12 protein-coding genes are annotated in these 18,627 nt (G+C 45.4%); 4 read left to right on the forward strand and 8 right to left on the reverse strand.

Features of this window, described 5'->3' with window-relative positions; translation table 11 throughout:
• The first annotated feature begins 105 nt into the window (after window positions 1–105).
• Window positions 106–645, forward strand: coding sequence for a hypothetical protein (locus ABDV94_RS18500; protein WP_343748706.1), 540 nt, complete (start codon window positions 106–108; stop codon window positions 643–645).
• Window positions 635–2,980, forward strand: coding sequence for a prolyl oligopeptidase family serine peptidase (locus ABDV94_RS18505; RefSeq protein WP_343748707.1), 2,346 nt, complete (start codon window positions 635–637; stop codon window positions 2,978–2,980). Before ABDV94_RS18500 ends, ABDV94_RS18505 begins: the two co-directional genes overlap by 11 nt.
• Before the next feature lie 9 nt (window positions 2,981–2,989).
• Here the strand turns inward: ABDV94_RS18505 and ABDV94_RS18510 are convergent, their stop codons facing one another.
• The gene (locus tag ABDV94_RS18510; protein ID WP_343748708.1) at window positions 2,990–6,268 is read right to left on the reverse strand and encodes an ATP-binding protein; all 3,279 of its coding nucleotides are present in this window, start codon (window positions 6,266–6,268) and stop codon (window positions 2,990–2,992) included.
• Between the two features lie 195 nt (window positions 6,269–6,463).
• On the opposite strand from ABDV94_RS18510, the gene ABDV94_RS18515 reads away from it, so the two are divergent.
• Together ABDV94_RS18515 and ABDV94_RS18520 are read left to right on the forward strand one after the other, a co-directional pair.
• Window positions 6,464–8,428 (forward strand): M1 family aminopeptidase, encoded by a 1,965-nt coding sequence (locus tag ABDV94_RS18515; RefSeq protein WP_343748709.1) that lies wholly within the window; start codon window positions 6,464–6,466, stop codon window positions 8,426–8,428.
• 245 nt (window positions 8,429–8,673) lie between these two features.
• Window positions 8,674–9,114, forward strand: a complete 441-nt coding sequence (locus tag ABDV94_RS18520) for a hypothetical protein (RefSeq protein WP_343748710.1) — start codon at window positions 8,674–8,676, stop codon at window positions 9,112–9,114.
• 141 nt (window positions 9,115–9,255) lie between these two features.
• On the opposite strand, the gene ABDV94_RS18525 is transcribed toward ABDV94_RS18520, so the two are convergent.
• The 7 genes from ABDV94_RS18525 to ABDV94_RS18555 all read right to left on the reverse strand — a co-directional run bounded on the left by ABDV94_RS18525 (window position 9,256) and on the right by ABDV94_RS18555 (window position 17,906).
• Window positions 9,256–10,500, reverse strand: coding sequence for a GTP-binding protein (locus tag ABDV94_RS18525; protein ID WP_343748711.1), 1,245 nt, complete (start codon window positions 10,498–10,500; stop codon window positions 9,256–9,258).
• 97 nt (window positions 10,501–10,597) lie between these two features.
• Window positions 10,598–11,497 carry a sulfate adenylyltransferase subunit CysD gene (cysD, locus tag ABDV94_RS18530; protein WP_343748712.1) on the reverse strand — a complete coding sequence of 300 codons (900 nt, stop codon included), beginning with the start codon at window positions 11,495–11,497 and terminating at the stop codon, window positions 10,598–10,600.
• A 100-nt stretch (window positions 11,498–11,597) separates the two neighbouring features.
• Window positions 11,598–12,284: a phosphoadenylyl-sulfate reductase gene (locus ABDV94_RS18535; protein WP_343748713.1), complete on the reverse strand. Its 687-nt coding sequence runs from the start codon at window positions 12,282–12,284 to the stop codon at window positions 11,598–11,600.
• 4 nt (window positions 12,285–12,288) lie between these two features.
• Window positions 12,289–13,617: a TSUP family transporter gene (locus tag ABDV94_RS18540; protein WP_343748714.1), complete on the reverse strand. Its 1,329-nt coding sequence runs from the start codon at window positions 13,615–13,617 to the stop codon at window positions 12,289–12,291.
• Between the two features lie 37 nt (window positions 13,618–13,654).
• The gene (locus tag ABDV94_RS18545) at window positions 13,655–14,533 is read right to left on the reverse strand and encodes an aldo/keto reductase (RefSeq protein ID WP_343748715.1); all 879 of its coding nucleotides are present in this window, start codon (window positions 14,531–14,533) and stop codon (window positions 13,655–13,657) included.
• Window positions 14,534–14,798: 265 nt separating this feature from the next.
• The gene (locus ABDV94_RS18550) at window positions 14,799–15,254 is read right to left on the reverse strand and encodes an Rrf2 family transcriptional regulator (protein WP_343748716.1); all 456 of its coding nucleotides are present in this window, start codon (window positions 15,252–15,254) and stop codon (window positions 14,799–14,801) included.
• A 114-nt stretch (window positions 15,255–15,368) separates the two neighbouring features.
• Complete coding sequence (locus tag ABDV94_RS18555; protein ID WP_343748717.1) at window positions 15,369–17,906, reverse strand: TonB-dependent receptor; 2,538 nt, start codon at window positions 17,904–17,906, stop codon at window positions 15,369–15,371.
• Window positions 17,907–18,627 lie beyond the last annotated feature (721 nt).

An 18,627-nucleotide genomic window follows, 5' to 3' on the forward strand; every position in this document is an offset into this window, starting at 1 on the left:
TTACCAGATGTCCGTCTCGATACTTGTTTCGTTCCTCACAAAATCCAACATGACATCCTGGAGAATTTATCTCTTCACCCTTTTCACTTTTCATTTTGTCTAAGTATGAATGAAGCACAAGCGTATTTAACTGAATTCAAAAAACAGCGGGATTTTAAATCGGCAACAGCACTTTTGGCGACAGATGAAGTATTCCGAAGCATCCTTTTTGCTGAAATTGCTTCATCGGAATACCCTTTCCCGGAATATGCTTCCTGGATTGCCTGTCATTTCTTTGAAAAACACCCGGAACTCATGACCCGGGAACTTTATGAGCTAATGGTTCATACACTGATCACTACAAGTAATCATTCCGTACAGCGCAATCTCTGCAATACCTTGGTTTATGCTCCTTTTCCGTGTTTCGAAAACGGGGAATTGCTGGATAAACTCTTTCATTTCCTGCACGATCCACAGGCACTTCCTGCGTTGAAATACCATGCTTTGCGCATGCTCGAAAAACATTACCTGATACCTTACCCGGAACTCATCCGGGAATTGAAAACGGTCTTTGAAGTCATTGCTACCCATCCGAAAGCTTCCATGAAGGCAATGGCCCGAGATTTTGAAAAAAAATACCGAAAACATCCGCATTATGTATCTTAAACTGTTTCTCTCTTTCACGACCCTGCTCCTTTCCGTTTCTGTCGGATTTTCACAGGAAATCCACCTGGAAGAGATCATGAAGGGCGAAGAATTTACCGGATTTTTCCCGCAAAATATCCGCTGGGCAATCGACAATGAATCGGTGGTTTTTGACTGGAACCCGGATCTGAATCCCGGAAGAAGTCCCTACGCCTATCGTTTACCCCAGAAAAAAACGGTGAAAGTTCCGGTACAGAACGGACAGTATTCCTGGACTTCGACGGTGAACAGGCAGTTACAGCCGGGAACTGTTCATTATTTTATTGAAGACGGAAACCTGTTCCGCTATCATTCCAAATCCAAAGAGAAAACACTTATTTATTCCGGGACCGATCCGGTGGAAGAAATCTTTTATTTGCAAAAACCGGGGACGATTTGTTTCCTGCTGCGCTCCAACATCTTTGCATACAACGAGCAAAACGGAAGCATCGTACAAGTCACCAATTTCATCCAGGGAAGCCGGGGACCGGAAAAGAAAGATTCGAGTTTTCTTTCACGGCAACAGGAGGAATTATTTTCCTACATCCGCAAGCAGAATGAAAAACGGGAATGGAATCAAAAACAACCCGACCGAAAACTTCCCAAAGGCATCTACTATTTCAAAAACGAATACCTTTCACGGATTTCGGTGAGCAGCAACGGACGTTTTATCACGTTTGTCCTCACAGCAGATTCTGAAACTCCTAATACGCAATACGAAGCATACATCACACAGGATGGTTTTACACAACCCCGTCAGGCTCGCCCGAAAGTAAGCGAACGGGAACCCAGCACCCGCATGGGCGTTTTTGATATCCAAAAAGACAGCGTTTACTTTGTAACGGCTTCTTCCCTGAGTGAAATCCGTAAAAAACCGGCTTACCTCGCTGAATACGGTTCTACCGGTTTGTACCCGGAAGACCGGTCAATTTGTTTCCATCAGGCGGTGATGAACCCGGAGAAACAAACCGCTTTGGTCGATATCCGCTCTTTCGATAACAAGGATCGCTGGGTCTGTTTACTGGATTTACAAACAGGAACGCTTACCGAACAAGATCACCAACACGATGAAGCATGGATCGGAGGCCCCGGAATTTCCGAATGGAACGAAGCTGAAGGAACACTTGCCTGGATCAATGCGGATCGGTTTTTCTTCCAAAGCGAAACCAGCGGTTATTCTCACATCTACGAGATGACTATCGGGTCAACTATCAAAAAAGGACTCACCAGCGGAAATTGGGAAGTACATGAATGCTTTCTGTCGCGTGACAAGCAGTCGATCTATTTCATTGCCAACAAGATTCATCCGGGAGTACGGAACGGCTACAAACTGGATCTGAAGTCCGGGCAGATCATTCCCATTTTCGAAGGATTTTTCGGGATCGAATGGACACTTTCTCCCGACGAAAAAACCTGGGCAGTGCGCTACTCCACTTCGACCAGGCCGTGGGAACTGTGTATTGCTCCGAACCTTCCGAACCAGAAACTCATTCCGGTAACAAACAGTGTTCTCCCGGAATTCAGTAAGCTCAAGCTTCAAATCCCGGAAGTGATTCAGATTCCTTCTTCTGACGGAAAGATGATTTATTCGCGGATCTACACACCTGAAAAACCGAACGGTGCGGCCGTATTGTTCGTACATGGAGCGGGCTACCTGCAAAACGCACATTACTACTGGAGTTACTACCAACGTGAAATGCTGTTCCACCAACTGCTGGCTGAGAAAGGCTATACGATCCTGGATGTTGATTACAGGGCCAGCGAAGGTTACGGCCGGAACTGGAGAACCGACATTTACCGCGACATGGGGAACCGGGATCTGAAAGATTACATCGACACAAAAAACTTCCTGGTTCTGAACCTCGGAATAGACTCTGACAGAGTGGGAATTTACGGCGGAAGCTACGGCGGTTTTATTACCCTGATGGGTTTACTTAAAACACCTGATGCCTTTCATTGCGGGGCAGCTCTGAGAGCCGTTACAGACTGGGCACACTACAACCACGAATACACGAGTAACATTCTGAACTATCCGTCTTCCGATCCGAAAGCATACAAACGCAGCAGCCCGATCTATTTCGCTGAAAATCTAAAGAAGCCTTTGCTGATGCTGCATGGAATGGTTGATGACAATGTACAGTTCCAGGACATTGTACGTTTGAACCAGCGTTTCATCGAATTGGGAAAGACAACGTTCCAACTGAGCGTTTACCCGACCGAAGCACACGGATTTTCATTCACGCCAGCTTGGGTAGATGAATACAGGAGAATTTTGGAGTTGTTTGAATCAAACCTGAATCCCGCAGGAGGAAATTGATTTCGTGTTTCAACGATTTCTTATTTCGATACGTCTGAGTTCATCACGGATTTGTTTGCCGCAAATCTGGATTTGATCTACGATTTGGGAAACAAGTTTCTTGATTTCTTCTTTGCTTAACTGTTCGTCCTTTTCCAGTTTCAGGAGCAGTTCAGCTGTTGCATTCATACCGAATAAACGTGCCGGACTCAGGATTTGATGTGCCTGTCTGCGCAGCCCCGACCAGTCTTCGTCTTCAAAAAAGTGAATGAGATCCAGGGAATATTCCGGCATCATTTCCAGGTAAGCATGGTACATTTCGGCAAGATATTCTTCACTTCCCTCTGCCCGTTCTTCGAGCAAACTCAAATCCAGCAAGCCTTCTCCCCGATCCTCGTCCTGTTTGGTTTCTGAAAAAACCAGGTTGTTCTGATATCCCCACTTAATCAGTAACTGATACAATTTTTCCGGATTGAATGGCTTCGAAATGTAATCATTCATGCCCGCATGGATAAATTTGTTCTGATCTCCTACCATGGCAGAAGCGGTAATGGCGATAATTGGTATGGAACAGGTGGGTTCAGGGAATTTGGCACGGATGAAGCGCGTTGCCTCCATTCCATCCATCCGCGGCATATAGTAATCCATCAGGATCACATCAAAAGCGTGGTCTTTCAGAATGGAAATCGCATCCAGCGCATTGCTGACAACTGTGACCTCTGCATTCCACTTATTCAGATCGTATTGAATCACACGCTGGTTGATCGTATTGTCTTCGACCAATAGCACGCGCAGTCCACTGAGGTCTTTGATCAGTACAATATCTTCCCGTTCGTTTTTTGCGGGTTCCACACGCAGGGTGTGCAGTTCAAAATCCAGTTCGAACGACACGGTTGTCCCGAAACCTTCCTTACTGGACAATGAAATATTTCCTCCCATCGCTTCAACAAGTGATTTGGCGATTCCCAATCCCAGCCCGGTTCCGGAAGTGGTTCTCGTGCGGTGGTCTTCGAGCTGGGTAAAGTTCTCAAAAACGAATTCCTGTTTGTTCTCCGGAATCCCGATTCCCGTATCCTGGATTTCGAACCCCAGTCGTTCCATGCTTTTTTTGCGCGAAAGAGAGAATACCCGCACTGTAATGCTTCCATCAATGGTAAATTTGATCGCATTCCCGACAATGTTCAGGAGAATCTGGTTCAAACGGGCAGGATCTCCGATCACATAATCCGGTAAGTCATGCTGAGGTTCCAAATACAGCTTCAGGTTTTTCTCATCTGCCCGGTACATCATCGAAGCAGTAAAATCCGAAAGGAAATCTTTTAATGAAAAACGGACGTATTCAAACGACATTTTCCCGGCGCGGATTTTTGACACATCCAGCAGGTCATTTACCACGTGAAGCAAACCGTTTGCCGAAACATTCAATGTGTGCAGGGTTTCCTGCTGACTTTTGGACAATTTTTCATCGTTCAACTGCCGGGTAAGCCCGATAATTCCATTCATCGGCGTACGGATTTCGTGACTCACATTTGCCAGGAACAACTCCTGGGTTTTAAGTGCGTTTTCCGCCTTTCGCTTCTCCCTGATCGCTACTTCCCGCGCTTCCAGCAAATCGGTGATATCCGTGTCGACAAAAACGAGGAATTTCAAATCACCCTGATCGTCAAAAACCGGGGTGAGTGATGTTTGAATGTATTTCTGTTCCTGGTTTTTCAGCTCCTTGAACGCCTGGAAAATGATGGATTCCCGGGTTTCAATCGCCTTTTCAATAAAGGAAGAAATTTCGGCGCGTGTCAGTCCGCTGACATCGTAAATACTTGTTCCTTTGGCCAACAAGAATTCTTCTGCCGAACTCCAACCATAGAGCCGCACAAACCCTTCGTTGACCCACGAAATCACTCCCTGCGGATTCGTAATGGTGATGCCATTATTGGTATTACTTGCCACGATCGACAAGCGTTCCAATTCTTTGTTCTTCGACAAAATCAAACGGTTCGACGAAACACGGTCTTTGTAGCGCACATAGATAAAAACCAGGAGCATCACGAGCAAAGCAATGCTTCCGATCAACAGGTTCCGGATTGTTATCTGGTTGTTGGTGTTATCAGTCTGCAGTTTTTTATTCCGGTTGAGGATGGCAATTTCTTCGTTTTTCTTGTTCAGGTCGTAAAGAAACTGGAGCCTGACCAGTTCCTTCGCGTTTTCTTCCGCACTGTATTCCTCGTATTTTTGGTTGTACAGCAACCGATATTCGTATGCTTCCTTATAATTTCCCCGTTTACTTTCCAGCTCTGAATAATATTCATAGTAGCTTTTGTATTCCCTTAAAAACTGGAATTGCCGGATGTACTTTTCGTAATTCTTCAAAGCGGATTCTGCTTCGGGAAGCATTCCTTTTTTGAGATATGTCCGGATTTGCAGACGCAGTACACTGTAAACGTAATCCGGCAGCTTCATTTTGGCGTAGAGCCCCAATGCCCGTTCCGTGTATTTTTTCAGACTGTCTACCTTTTCTTCCAAGCCGTAGGCTTCCCCGTAATTGGCCAAACCGATTGCGTAGCTTACCGTGTCTCCCATCAACAGGGAATTTGAAATCACTTTCCGTGCATAATCCCGGCTTGTTTCCAAATCCGATTTCCCCTTGCGCACCTGGTAATAAATCAGGTAGAGGTTCGATAGATTGTTATTTGAAGCCAGCACATATTTTTCCTGCTTCTTCGTTTTTGCCTCCAGGAGCACGGCTTTGTAAATTTGCAGGGCTCTGTCGAGGTACCAAACATTTTTTTCTTCCTGCCCGTAATCCGTCAAACAATGTGCGACAAAGCTTTTACTTCGCAGATAGGCATGCGTTTCCTTCACTTTCCGGAATTCAACCATGGATCGTTCGAAATGATTCGCCGCTTTCAGATGCACCTTCAGCTCCTTAAAAATATACCCGAGCTGGTACTCGGATTCCCCGATCTTCTTCGCATCATCCAGTCTTTCGGCAATACTAAGTGCCTGGTAGGCAAAATCGATCGCTGATTTCAGGTGTCCGCTCTGAAGTTCATACCAGCCCAGCCGGTTCAGTACTTCGTATTTGGTATGTTCGTTTTTCCGGGTTTCTTCCGAACGGTTGGCCAGTTCCAGCAAGCGGATGCTTTCGTTGATGTCGGAATCTTCCATTTCAGTCGCTTTCCGGATCAATGTCTGAACAGGAGGATCTTGAGCAACCGAACCTGCATAAACCGCACTCTGACTGAAAAAGGAAGCCCATACCAATACCTGGTATTTCAGCAAAAAGCCGGTCTTTTTCAAAACAACTTTCATGAGTACGGAATTACTGCCAATTCATGTGAAGGTAAGGAATATTTTTTTTCACTCATTTGATTCGCCTTCGAAGCACCTGACAATTGTCCAGAATGCGCCTTACACTAAATAAATCAGCTACTTGACTACTTGAATTTACGGTTTCTTCTTATTTCTGATAAAACTTACTTAAATTCGGAAGCGTAAAACTGAACTATGAAAAAAAACATTCTCCTCTCTCTCCTCATCCTTCCACTTTCTTATTTTGCACAGGATTCCAAAGGAACCTGTTCGACTGTGAAAAGACATGCGAATATGCAGCTTAAAAGCAATACCTTCACGGTAGCACAAATTGCAGAAACAGAAGCATACGATGTCCATTATTACTTCCTGGATCTGAACATGACCAATACGTCAACGGCACTTTCGGGATCGACTGAAATTCATGCTACAGCGCGGGTTGATCTGGATTCTGCTTTGCTGGAGTTCTTCCATACCTTCACCATTTCAGGGATTGAAGTAGACGGTACTCCCGTAACTTACAGCCGCCAGAACAGCGCCTTGAAAGTTCCGGTGAACAAACTTGCAGGCGAAAGCTTCGTAATTCATGTCGATTACAGCGGAACTCCTCCAACTGCAACAACCAATCCGTTGGGCGGAGGCGGAATGACCAATGCTTCGTCTCCTTCCTGGGGAAACCAGGTGACCTGGTCTTTGTCCGAACCGTTTGCGGCTTATGAATGGTTTCCGGTGAAACAATCGCTGAAAGACAAAGCGGATAGCTGTGCTGTTTGGATCACGGTTCCTTCCAACTGTAAAGCTGGTTCGAATGGATTACTACAACAAGTTGTCGACTTAGGAAACGGAACACACCGCTTCGAGTGGAAACACCGTCACCCGATCGATTATTACCTGATTTCTGTGGCCGTGGCAAAATATGTCGAATACAACGTAACTGCAAACCCGGTCGGTTCCGGTCCGGTATTGATCCAAAATTACATTTACGATAACCCGGCTACGCTGCCCAATTTCCAAAGTGATTTGGATGAAACGGCTGATTTTCTCGAATTGTTTGCACAACTCTACGGTCCTTATCCGTTTGCGGATGAGAAATACGGACACTGCATGGCTCCGATTTCCGGTGGAATGGAACACCAGACAATGACCACTCAGGGCTTTTTTGACCCGACACTGACTGCGCATGAATTGGCACATCAGTGGTTCGGGGATCACATTACGTGTTCTTCCTGGGCAGATATCTGGGTGAACGAAGGGTTTGCATCCTATTCCGAATACCTGATGCTGGAAGCGTTGTACCCAGGTCAGCAGCAACAGGATATGCTCGACAGACATTCGAACATTATGCAGCAAACAGGGGGATCTGTATGGGTGCTCGATTCATTGAGCGATGCAAGCATTTTTTCCAGCCGACTGGTTTACGATAAAGGTGCGGCAATCCTGCATACCCTGCGTTTTTTAGTCGGAGATGACCAGGTCTTTTACGATGCGATGAAACAAGCTCAATTGACCTATGCTGATTCGGTTGCTTCGGGAACGGATCTCATCGCCATCTTCGAAAATGAAAGCGGAAAGGATTTTTCCAATTTCACGGAAGAATGGTATTTCGGAGAAGGTTACCCGACTTATTCGGTGCGCTGGAACCTGGTAGGAAGTGATTTGTTACTTGAAATTAAGCAGACAACTTCCAAACCATCCGTTACTCCGCTCTTCACCAACGACCTGGAATTGTTATTCGACCGCAGCGGGGTAGCAGACACTACCATCCGTTTCCAGATCACAAGCGCTCAAAACCAATACATCATTCCGAATGCGGCCAATTATGTGAACGTGACCAGCATCGACCCGAACAACTGGATTTGCAACAGAACCGGATCCATTAACCACGATACGAATTTCACTGCGGGAATTACGGAAAACCAGCAGACAAATACCATCTCTGTTTATCCGAATCCTACCAGCAGCTATGTGACTATCGAAATGGAACAAGGTCAGGGAAGCTACGAATTAGTTCTCCTGGACAGCAGAGGACGTTTTGTTCTTTCACAGGATTTCAACCATTCGGCAACACTCGATTTGAAAGATTACGCTTCCGGAACCTACATTCTGCAGATCAGAAACACGGCAAACGGCGAGCGATACAGCAAATTAATCAAACGATAAAAAACGATTTGGATCGATTGGGAAGCACTCTTCGCAGGAAGGGTGTTTTTTTTGTACTTAAGAGAACCGAAGAAGGTTGAAAAAGTTGAAAGCGTTTCAATTCAAAATTGAACTATTGAACTATTGAACAACTAAAAAATAGACACTCTATACAAGACCTGATCCTTTATTTTCGGTTAATTTTGTTTTAAATAATCGCTACTGACTGAAAATCTCCCTAAATTTACCGCACTAAAAAACAATTCATGAAAAAAATCGCTTTATTACTATTAGTAGGTTTTGGAATCTCAGCTTTGATGAACCAGGCCAGTGCACAAAGTAAACTTCAGGACTGGAACGAATTGAAGGATTTTCACAAAGTTATGTCTCAGACTTTCCACCCGAGTGAAGAAGGAAACCTGGAGCCGATCAAAACACGAATCGGTGAAATGGTAGAAAAAGCGAAGGCTTTGCAGGCTTCTAAAATCCCCGCTGATTTTGATAACAAAAAAGTGAAGAAAGCAGTTGCTAAATTGGTAACAAACAGCGAAAAACTGCAAAAGTCGATCAAAGACGGAGCCAGCGACGAAAAGATTACCAAATCGCTTTCTGCGCTGCACGATGTGTTCCATCAAATCGTTGGATTGTGCTCTGAAACAGAGGGACACGATCATGATCACGGTGATGGACACAATCACAGTCACTAAGACCAAATAACATATTGAAAAAGGCTTCTCGTTGAGAAGCCTTTTTTTATACTTGTCGAGATTTTTAATCGTTGTGCTCTTTACTCCTCGCCTTTTAGAAATGATACTTTATTTGAAACGCAAAGGAGATTCAAATTTCAATCAATGAATCACACCCGCAGCAACCGTGTTGTTCGTGTTCTCATTAATCAGGATAAACGCCCCTGTTTTGGCTTGTTTCTCAAAAGCATCATAGCTGATTGCTTCCGCCAGTTTCAAATGCACTTTTGCCAGTTCATTGAGTTTTAATTCGCCATCGCTTTCCAGATCTCTGAAACTGTGGATGTCAATTTTAGAGCGGATTTCACGAATAGCCGCTTTCGTCCGGAAACTGTTTTGCTGCAACAGCAATTTATGTCCCGGCTGAAATGCGTGATTATCCATCCAGCAGATTGTTGCTTCAATTTCTTTCTCCGTTGCCGGCAAAGCTGATGACAACACAATGGTATTTCCACGGCTGATATCCAAATCATCTTCCAAATGCAACACTACCGGTTGATTTTTAACCGCTGAAGGCACTTCTTTCAGGTTCGATTCGATCGTTGCAATCTTACTCGTCAACCCGGAAGGCAATACCGTTACCTGGTCTCCAACACTGAACGCACCGCTCAAAACACTTCCCGCATAACCGCGGTAGTCATGCAGTGCTTCTGTTTGAGGGCGAATCACGTACTGAACCTGGAAACGCGCTTCATCTGCTCCATTGAACTGATCTACTTCAACTGTTTCCAGGTAAGACAGTAAAGGCAATCCTTTGTACCATGACAAATTGGAACTTGTGTGCACCACGTTGTCGCCATTCAGAGCCGATGCCGGAATAAAATCTACAGCGCGCAATCCGATCAGTTCCGCAAAAGAGCGGTAATCGGAAACGATCTCCTTGAAACGATCTTCGCGGTATTCCACCAAATCCATTTTATTGATGCACACCAATACTCTCGGAATTCCCAGAACCGCAGAAATAATGCTGTGGCGCTTGGTTTGATCCGTGATTCCATTCCGGGCATCTACCAGGATAATTGCCAGCTGGGCCGTTGAAGCTCCTGTAAACATGTTACGCGTGTATTGTGCATGTCCGGGCGTATCTGCAATAATAAACTTGCGTTTCTGTGTCGAAAAGTATTTGTATGCTACGTCAATCGTGATTCCCTGCTCGCGTTCTGCACGCAGACCATCTGTCAAAAGAGCCAGGTCAATTGCGGCGTGTTCTCCCGTATTTTTACTTTGACGTGTCAGTGTTTCGATCACATCCGTGGAAATTGACTCACTGTCGTACAACAAGCGTCCGATGAGCGTACTTTTCCCGTCATCTACATTTCCTGCTGTGAAAAATCGTAATAAATCCATATTTCTAATTGAGAATTGAAAATGGAAAATGGAAAAGACCTGTCTGAATCGGATCTGTTATCTCCTTTTTCAATGCTGCGTTTTAAATGTTCAATGATTAAAAATATCCCCCCTTCTTTCTATCTTCCATGGCAGCTTCGGAGATTCTGTCGTCCATGCGGGTTGCTCCGCGCTCGGAAATTTTGGCTTCCCGGATTTCCGCAATGATGTCTTCGACCGTAAAGGCTTCACTTTCTACTGCTGCAGTACAGGTCATATCCCCTACCGTACGGTAACGCACTTTGCGGGTAACCAGCACATCGTTTTCATCGAGGTTCAAGAATGCATTATTCGCCATCAACTGTCCGTTTTCAGTCAGTACACATTCGCGTTCGTGCGTAAAATAGATTTCCGGCAACTGGATGTTTTCACGCTGAATGTAGTTCCATACGTCCAACTCCGTCCAGTTACTGATCGGGAATACGCGTACGTTTTCTCCTTTGTGGATTTTCCCGTTGTAAATGCTCCACAATTCCGGGCGCTGTAACTTCGGATCCCACTGTCCAAATTCATCACGAACCGAAAAAACGCGTTCTTTCGCTCTGGCTTTCTCTTCGTCGCGTCTTGCTCCGCCAATACATGCATCAAACTCAAACTCCTCAATGGTTTCCAGCAAAGTATTCGTCTGAAGTGCATTCCGGCTTGGGAATTTACCACGGGCATCCTGCAAACGGTTCTTAATGATTGTGTCTTCTACTTTTCGTACAATCAATCGTTCGCCGAGTTCCTCCGCCAGTTTGTCTCTGAAGTCAAGTGCTTCCTGGAAATTGTGTCCCGTATCGATGTGAACCAGCGGAAACGGAAATTTTCCCGGGCGAAATGCTTTCAAAGCCAGATGCACCAAGCAAATACTGTCTTTTCCACCGGAAAACAAAAGCGCCGGGCGGTCAAATTGTCCCGCAACCTCTCTTAAAATGTAAATGGCTTCCGCTTCCAGTTCGTCTAAATAATCGTTCATTTCTTATTCGTATTTATTCCCCCTTTGAAGGGGGATCAAGGGGGATGGCATTCAGAAATTTTCCACCCCTCTTAATCTCCCCTTGAGGGGAGAAAATTCATTAACTATGTAAACCACACTCTTTTTTCGAGTTGTCTTCCCACCACCATCTGCCGGCACGGATCGGCTCTCCTTCGCGGATTGCCCGCGTACACGGCTGACAGCCCAGGCTGACAAATCCCCGATCCTGCAACACATTGCTTGGAATCTGGTGTTTTTTAATATATGCTTTGACTTCTTCCAGGCTCCACGAAATCAGTGGGTTCACCTTTATGATTCCCCGTCCGGCATCTGCTTCCACCAGCGCCAGGCCGTGCCTGTTTTCAGAATGTTCCGCACGCAGTCCCGTTACCCACACATCTACGTTTTCCAATGCCCGGTTCAAGGGTTCCACTTTCCGGATAAAACAACATTCTTTGCGGTTTTCAACCGATTCATAAAAACTGATCGGGCCTTTTTCAGTTACCAGTTTTTCAACGGCTGCATGCTCCGGGAAATACACTTCCACCGGTTTCTGATACTGTTGGCGCGTTGCTTCCAAAACGCTGTAGGTTTCCGGGAATAAACGCCCGGTGTCGAGCGTAAATACCCGGATCGGGAGGTTCTGACTGAAAATCGCATGTGTAATCACCTGGTCTTCCCAGCTTAGACTGCTCGAAAAGGCAATGCTCAAGTCCTGTATCTCAGACAACCGGAGTAAATAATCTTCCAGTGTATCAGATGCAATTTGTTTTATTTTCTCAATCATTTTTTCAGAATAATACTATCAAAAAGTTGCGCAAACTCACTATTACCACTACAATTCCCACAAAAAGCATCAACGCTTTGATGTTGAGTTTTGAAGCCAGGTAAGCAGCAATCGGGGCTGCGCAGACTCCTCCTAAAACCAAACCTAAAATCGGCTGCCAAACGTTTGAACCTCCGATCACGGTAAAAAAGGTAAATGAGCTCGCCAAAGAAACGAAAAACTCAGCTAAATTCACAGATCCGACGATCATTCGCGGGTGTTTCCCCCTTGCAATCAGTGTGGAAGAAACCACAGGCCCCCAACCGCCGCCGCCGATCGAATCCAGGAATCCTCCCAGGAGTCCCAGCCATCCGGCTTTGGTTACCTTTTTCCGCACTTGTTTTTTTCGCACGACTTTGTAAATGATCAATGCTCCCAGGAACAAGGTATACGCACTCACCACCGGTTTGATGATGTGGTTGTAGGATTCAAATTCCGACAATACATAGGCTCCCAAAATCGCGCCGACCACTCCCGGAATCAACAGGGACTTGAACAAACGTGTGTTGACATTCCCGAAACGCAGGTGCATGATTCCCGAAACACCACTTGTAAAAATCTCCGAGGCGTGAACCGCCATACTGGAAACCGCAGGAGAAATCCCCAACGAAAGCAGGAAAGTGGTTGCACTTACTCCGTAAGCCATTCCCAGAGCACCATCGATCATTTGGGCGATAAAGCCGGCAAGAATGAAATAGGTGAAATCGACCGTGAGCGAGTCCACTGCCTGCGATGCCGTATTCCAGATACTTTCCAGCGGAATCAACGTGAAGAGCAGATGTCCCGTGAGCATCACCCCGAGAATTCCCAAGAGGTAAAGCAATACTTTGGTCGGGGAAAACAAGTACCAGGGTCTTTTCAATGAAACTGCTGATTTTGAATCCGTAACCAGTTCTCTGCTCACTGCTTCTTTGCGCACTTCCGTTTCGAAATAAAAGGTGCTCAATTCAGGCTGTTTCGCTGCATGGTACAGGATTCCGGAATCGTTTGCGAGGTTCATAATCTCTTCCGACAAACTGCTGCTCGCCACAGTTGTGATTACCACCTGTTTTCCATCGAGATCTCCCTTGTTAAATTCGCGGGTTTCGAGGAACACGTTTTCATGCTGTTCGGCAAAAAGAACAAACGCATCCGTGTATTCACGCGCCACGACCAATACATTCGTTTCCGGAGAATGATTCAGCAGGATTCCCAGCTTTTTCAAAGCAAGTTCTGCTCCTCCTACCAGCAACACATTTAATTCGTCGGTTTTGAGGAAAATCGGAAAAAAGTGCTTCAAATCGGTTCCTCTCATGAATGGGAAATTGGGTGTTTACACAGTGGGTTCCTCATCAGATTGCTGCATTGTATAGGAAATACCAATCCTCTTGTGACAGTTCGAAGGCATGTGCAGTTGCTGCATTCTGGATCCGGCGTTTTTCCTTACTCCCGATAATGGGAAGTGCCCCCAGTTTATCCAGCCACGCCACAGCCACCTGCTCTACATTCGCTTCGTATTTTTTACCGATCTCAATCAACGCCGTACGAAGCCTCACCGCTTTCGGATCTTCGCCCAGCAAAATTCGTCCGTCCGCCAGGGGCGAAAAGGCCATTGCCCGGCTGTGTTGTTCGCGGATGAAATCAAAACGACCATCGTGCAGTGCATCCGTACAAAGCAGGTTCAGTTCAAGGTGATTGGTTATAATGGGCTGGGAAAGCGATGCCGACAACAAACGCTGCTGAAACACATTGAAATTGGAAACGCCGATATAGGAAATTTTCCCGCTCCGCTGCAGTTTCAATAATGCGGATGCTGTTTCTTCAATATTCGACAGGAAATCAAAGTGCTCGAGGATCACAATCTCAATTTTATCCCGCTTAAGCCGCTTCAGTGACTGTTCGACACTTTTGGTAATGTTCTGCGGACTCAGATCGTAATACGTACCGCTCCCGTATGCTCCGGAATATTCGCGGACACCTACTTTGGTCGACAAAATCAACTCCGATTGTCGCAATACGCCTGATTCGATGAGCTTTCCGAACTGGTTTTCCAGCTCGTGTCCTCCCACTCCCGAACTCAGATCATACGTATCGATTCCCAGTTCGCGTGTGAACAACACCACGTCTTCAAATCTCCCGGTATCGTTCAAATCTTCTTCGGTCCACCTCCAGAAACCATAAACGGCTGCTGAAACCCGCGGACCATATTCGTTGATATATACTTTTTTCATGATGCTGTCTGCCTGACAATAAAAAACCCTTCCCGACATGGTGCGTAGAAGGGCTTGTAACACTATTTATATAATTATTCCTTCCGCGTCCATCAACTGACGGACATACAGTATGACTGAATCTGCTGCATGAAGTTCTTTTGAATCATCTTTTTTGAAATTGATACTGCAAAGTAAAGTTCTCTTTCCAAGAAGCGCAAGCAAATTGCAAATTATTTTCCATATATCCCATCGAATAGGTAGGAGTTAAATTTTAAAAAGAGTACTATTTATGCTTGTTTTCGAGTTTTCGAAACAGCTTTTTTTCTCTTAAAATTAAATCTGCCAGACTTGTCTTCGAAAGAATATGAATGCTTGCTTCACGCACTTCCAGCATCACATCGTGGAGCGCACAGAGCTCTTCGTGCGGGCATTCAGCACACGGTTCATAGAAATTCAGACTCACACAAGGCAATAGTGCAATCGGCCCTCCGGTCAAGCGAATGATGTTACTTAACACAATTTCATCCGGATGCTTGATCAGGAAATACCCGCCGTTTGCTCCCATTTTACTGCCAACAAGCCCGCCATTTCGCAACTGCAACAAAATTGCTTCCAGGAACTTACGCGGAATCTGCTCCTGTTCGGCAATAACTGCTATAGACAAATGTTTTTTGTCGCGGTATACTTTTGCTAAACATTTCAGTGCCTGAATAGCGTATTTGGATCTCTTCGGAATCATGCATTAAATATACGACTAATTTAATAGGAGTTTTTTTTAATTCAAAATGCAAAATTGAAAAGTTAAAATTAAGAAGGGACTGTTTGCATTTTGAATTTTGAATTATTCTTTTTTTCAGAACGCATATTTCAAGGTTACACCATAGGTTTGCGGATCTCCCAAAACAGCGGCTACCTGACCGGCATTTCCTGCCGCAACGAGTAATTGCTCGTAGTAGTTCTTATTCAGTATATTTCGTCCCCAGATGTAGATCGAAACACCATCCGGAGTTCTGAAACCGATGCGGCCATTGAGCAAGGTATATCCTGAAATATTCAGGTACGCGGATTCCGAAGAACTGGATGAGAATGAAGAGCGCGCATACGTATCCAGTGCCAGGAAGAATCTTCCCGACCAGCCGAGCAATTTTCCCGGAAGACCAACTTCCCCTCCTGCCGAAAGTGTCCATTTGGAAATTCCGGGCAATCTCGAACCGGAAACATCTTTATAGGCAGCAGCTCCGCCCGTTTCTTCCAAAGGAACAGGTGCATTGGTAAACTTCACGTATTTGCCTTCCGTATAAGCTCCGTTGGCATAGATCGACAGGTATTGATTGATTCGCAGGTTTCCGTCGATTTCCACTCCGAAGACCTGAACACGCTCCGCATTGGCAAGATAACCACGGTTCACCCCTACTTCAGCGGTTTGTACCTGCGTTTGGTAATCTTTGATATTCGTATTAAACGCCGTGACGTTGAAAATGAAATTCTTTGTCGGGGAAGTTTTTACTCCGAATTCGTAATGTTGCACATATTCCGGACGGATTACCGCCAATTCTGTCATCACACGTCCCGATTCGGTTGGCAGTCCGCCCAGGTTCAATCCCACCGGTTTGTAACTGGTCGAATAAGTCGCATATACATTCACCTGTCGGATTGGTTTCCAGGAAAGCGTTACCTGCCCTGAAGTATTGGTATTGTCGGTTCGTGCTGCAAATTCCTGGTCGGTGTATACTTGTTTTTTTAACGCAATCAACTGTGGATCGGTTGTTTCGAGTCCGCCATAGGTTTTCCGGCTGAAATTGACTTTTTTCTCGTCGTAGTTGATGCGCAATCCACCGAGCAGGTGCAGTTTTTTGATGATTTCCCAATCCAACTGACCGAATACGGCTCCGCTGAAGGTGTTCAGCCTGGAAGTGGTATGAATTCCATATCCTTCAAATAAACCGGGAGTTTGCCACAACGAACTGGTGCTGCTTTGGGAAAAACGCCATTGCGCCGAACCGGATTCTTCCGTATGATACGGCCAGGTTTTCAATTCCTGCCCGATTGCAAATACGCCGATCACCCCTGATAGTTTTTTGAAAATGTTTCCTGCGTAACGAATTTCCTGCGACCATTGTTGGTGTTTCGACGGAGCCTGCGATAAAGTTAAGACCGGAAGTCCTGTAAAATCGCGGTCGTTTGACGGATTCCAGTTCCAGAAACGCCACGCCGTTGTGGAAGTCAACTTCCCTTTCCCGATGCGGAAATCTGCATTCAACGAAACTCCGCCCAGATCCTGATCCGATTTCCAGGTCGTATTGTGGTCGATTTTCCGGTCGAATGCATTGTCACTCGGCAATTTGTAATTTAAGTCGGCAATGATTTGGTTAAACTGGCGGTAATCCGCACGCTGGGTACGCACCACTTCAGCGATCACCTGTGCATATCCATCCGGACGCTGGCGGGTGTAATCTCCTGCCAGAGTAATGTCGATCTTTGAAGTCGGTTTGTAGAGAAACTGAACGCGCCCGCCGAGGTTGTTCAGATCATTCGTGTATTTTCCGGTCGAAACATTGTAGATCGTCCCGTCGCGCTGTGTTCCAGAAAACGAAACCCGCGCCGCCAGTTTTTTTGCCAGCGGCCCCGTTACGGAAGCTTTTGCCTGGATGTAGCCATAATTCCCGTAACTCATTTCGAAGCTTACTCCGCGAGTAAATTCCGGCTTTTTGGTCGTCACATTGAACGATCCCGCCGTGGTATTTTTCCCGAATAAGGTTCCCTGCGGCCCCCGGAGCACTTCAATCTGCTCCACATCGACAAAATCCAGTGTGGTTGCCGCCGGACGTGCATAATATACTCCGTCGACATAAAACCCGACTCCCGGATCAATCCCGTCGTTGGTTAACCCGAAGGTCGAACCCAATCCACGGATATTTAAGGTCGTATTTCGCGGGTTTGACGAGTACAATTGCACGGAAGGAACGAGTTCTTTGACCCGGTTGACGTTAAACGATCCGGATTCGGAAATCGCTGCCCCTGAAACCACTGCGATCGGAATCGGTAAATCTTGTGCGGTTTCGTCTCTTCGCCGCGCCGATACAACGACTTCTGACAAAGTTTCTTCTTTCAGGGTAATCTTCAGCGGAACAGCCGGGATTTCGGTCAACTCCCATTCGGAAGCCTGGAAGCCTACTGCATGAAATCTTAGGCGGTAAGGCAGTTTTTCGGAAGTCTCCAGGATAAAAGATCCCACGGAATCTACTGCGATTGTTTTGCCGGTGTTTTGAAAAGTGACCCGCGCATTGTAAACGACCTGACCGCTTTCATCGTAAATGGTTCCCCGGAGGGTTGTTTGAGCCTGTGTGTATAAAGCCGCTGTCAGTAAAAAAAAGAGTACTATTATTTTCATCTGCTTGTTTGAATGCGGCAAATTAAAGGACTCTTTTTGGGGTCAACAAGAAAAAGCAGTATTATTTTCTATATATTCTATCGAATAAATAGAATTTATTTAAATAAACCACTGATTTAAAGTAAATTACCCCTTTGAATGTTTTCAAAAAAAATCAATTCAAGTTACTAAGCCCAAAAAACAGCAGCTTGTTTTTCGATGATTTTCAATACCGCTTCATTGATTGTCAAAGGGAATAAACTCCGGTAGGTAAATCCACCTTGCAAAGGTACTGACCAATTGATTGAATCAGGCAAAATTCATTTAAATAGGCGCTCGTTAGAGGGAGTTATATACTTAACACAGGTAACCTCTGAATCATTTTATTTTGAGACATATTTCCCAATAATTTAAGTGATAATTTTCCACAGATGCACAGATTATTTGTGGCGCTTACCAGCGGGATTTGTGTACTTTAATCAGGTGACTACAAAAAGTACTTGTATGATTCATAATTTCAGTTCCTGCCAGCAGGAACTCTTTGTCTTTCCCACAAATGTAAATATCTGATGCGCTTACCAGTCGCATCTTTACTCTGTAAACAATAACATTCAGCATTTATACTATTAGAAGCGAGTGCAGCCTGTCCCGATTTCTTTCGGGAGTAGCCGAGCTAAAAATTTGCGCATTTGCGGTAGAAATGAAGCGTGGGTTCATAGTGTGATGAATTCCCTAACTTTTT

The organism is Fluviicola sp. (genome assembly GCF_039596355.1).
GTDB lineage: Bacteria > Bacteroidota > Bacteroidia > Flavobacteriales_D > Crocinitomicaceae > Fluviicola.

What these genes read in the sequence shown, in the direction of transcription:
- ABDV94_RS18525 (WP_343748711.1), bottom strand. Translation starts at nt 10,500, where the DNA reads ATGGATTTATTACGATTTTTCACAGCAGGAAATGTAGATGACGGGAAA.
- ABDV94_RS18555 (WP_343748717.1), bottom strand. Translation starts at nt 17,906, where the DNA reads ATGAAAATAATAGTACTCTTTTTTTTACTGACAGCGGCTTTATACACA.
- ABDV94_RS18545 (WP_343748715.1), bottom strand. Translation starts at nt 14,533, where the DNA reads ATGAAAAAAGTATATATCAACGAATATGGTCCGCGGGTTTCAGCAGCC.
- cysD (WP_343748712.1), bottom strand. Translation starts at nt 11,497, where the DNA reads ATGAACGATTATTTAGACGAACTGGAAGCGGAAGCCATTTACATTTTA.
- ABDV94_RS18515 (WP_343748709.1), top strand. Translation starts at nt 6,464, where the DNA reads ATGAAAAAAAACATTCTCCTCTCTCTCCTCATCCTTCCACTTTCTTAT.
- ABDV94_RS18505 (WP_343748707.1), top strand. Translation starts at nt 635, where the DNA reads ATGTATCTTAAACTGTTTCTCTCTTTCACGACCCTGCTCCTTTCCGTT.
- ABDV94_RS18500 (WP_343748706.1), top strand. Translation starts at nt 106, where the DNA reads ATGAATGAAGCACAAGCGTATTTAACTGAATTCAAAAAACAGCGGGAT.
- ABDV94_RS18510 (WP_343748708.1), bottom strand. Translation starts at nt 6,268, where the DNA reads ATGAAAGTTGTTTTGAAAAAGACCGGCTTTTTGCTGAAATACCAGGTA.
- ABDV94_RS18535 (WP_343748713.1), bottom strand. Translation starts at nt 12,284, where the DNA reads ATGATTGAGAAAATAAAACAAATTGCATCTGATACACTGGAAGATTAT.
- ABDV94_RS18550 (WP_343748716.1), bottom strand. Translation starts at nt 15,254, where the DNA reads ATGATTCCGAAGAGATCCAAATACGCTATTCAGGCACTGAAATGTTTA.
- ABDV94_RS18520 (WP_343748710.1), top strand. Translation starts at nt 8,674, where the DNA reads ATGAAAAAAATCGCTTTATTACTATTAGTAGGTTTTGGAATCTCAGCT.
- ABDV94_RS18540 (WP_343748714.1), bottom strand. Translation starts at nt 13,617, where the DNA reads ATGAGAGGAACCGATTTGAAGCACTTTTTTCCGATTTTCCTCAAAACC.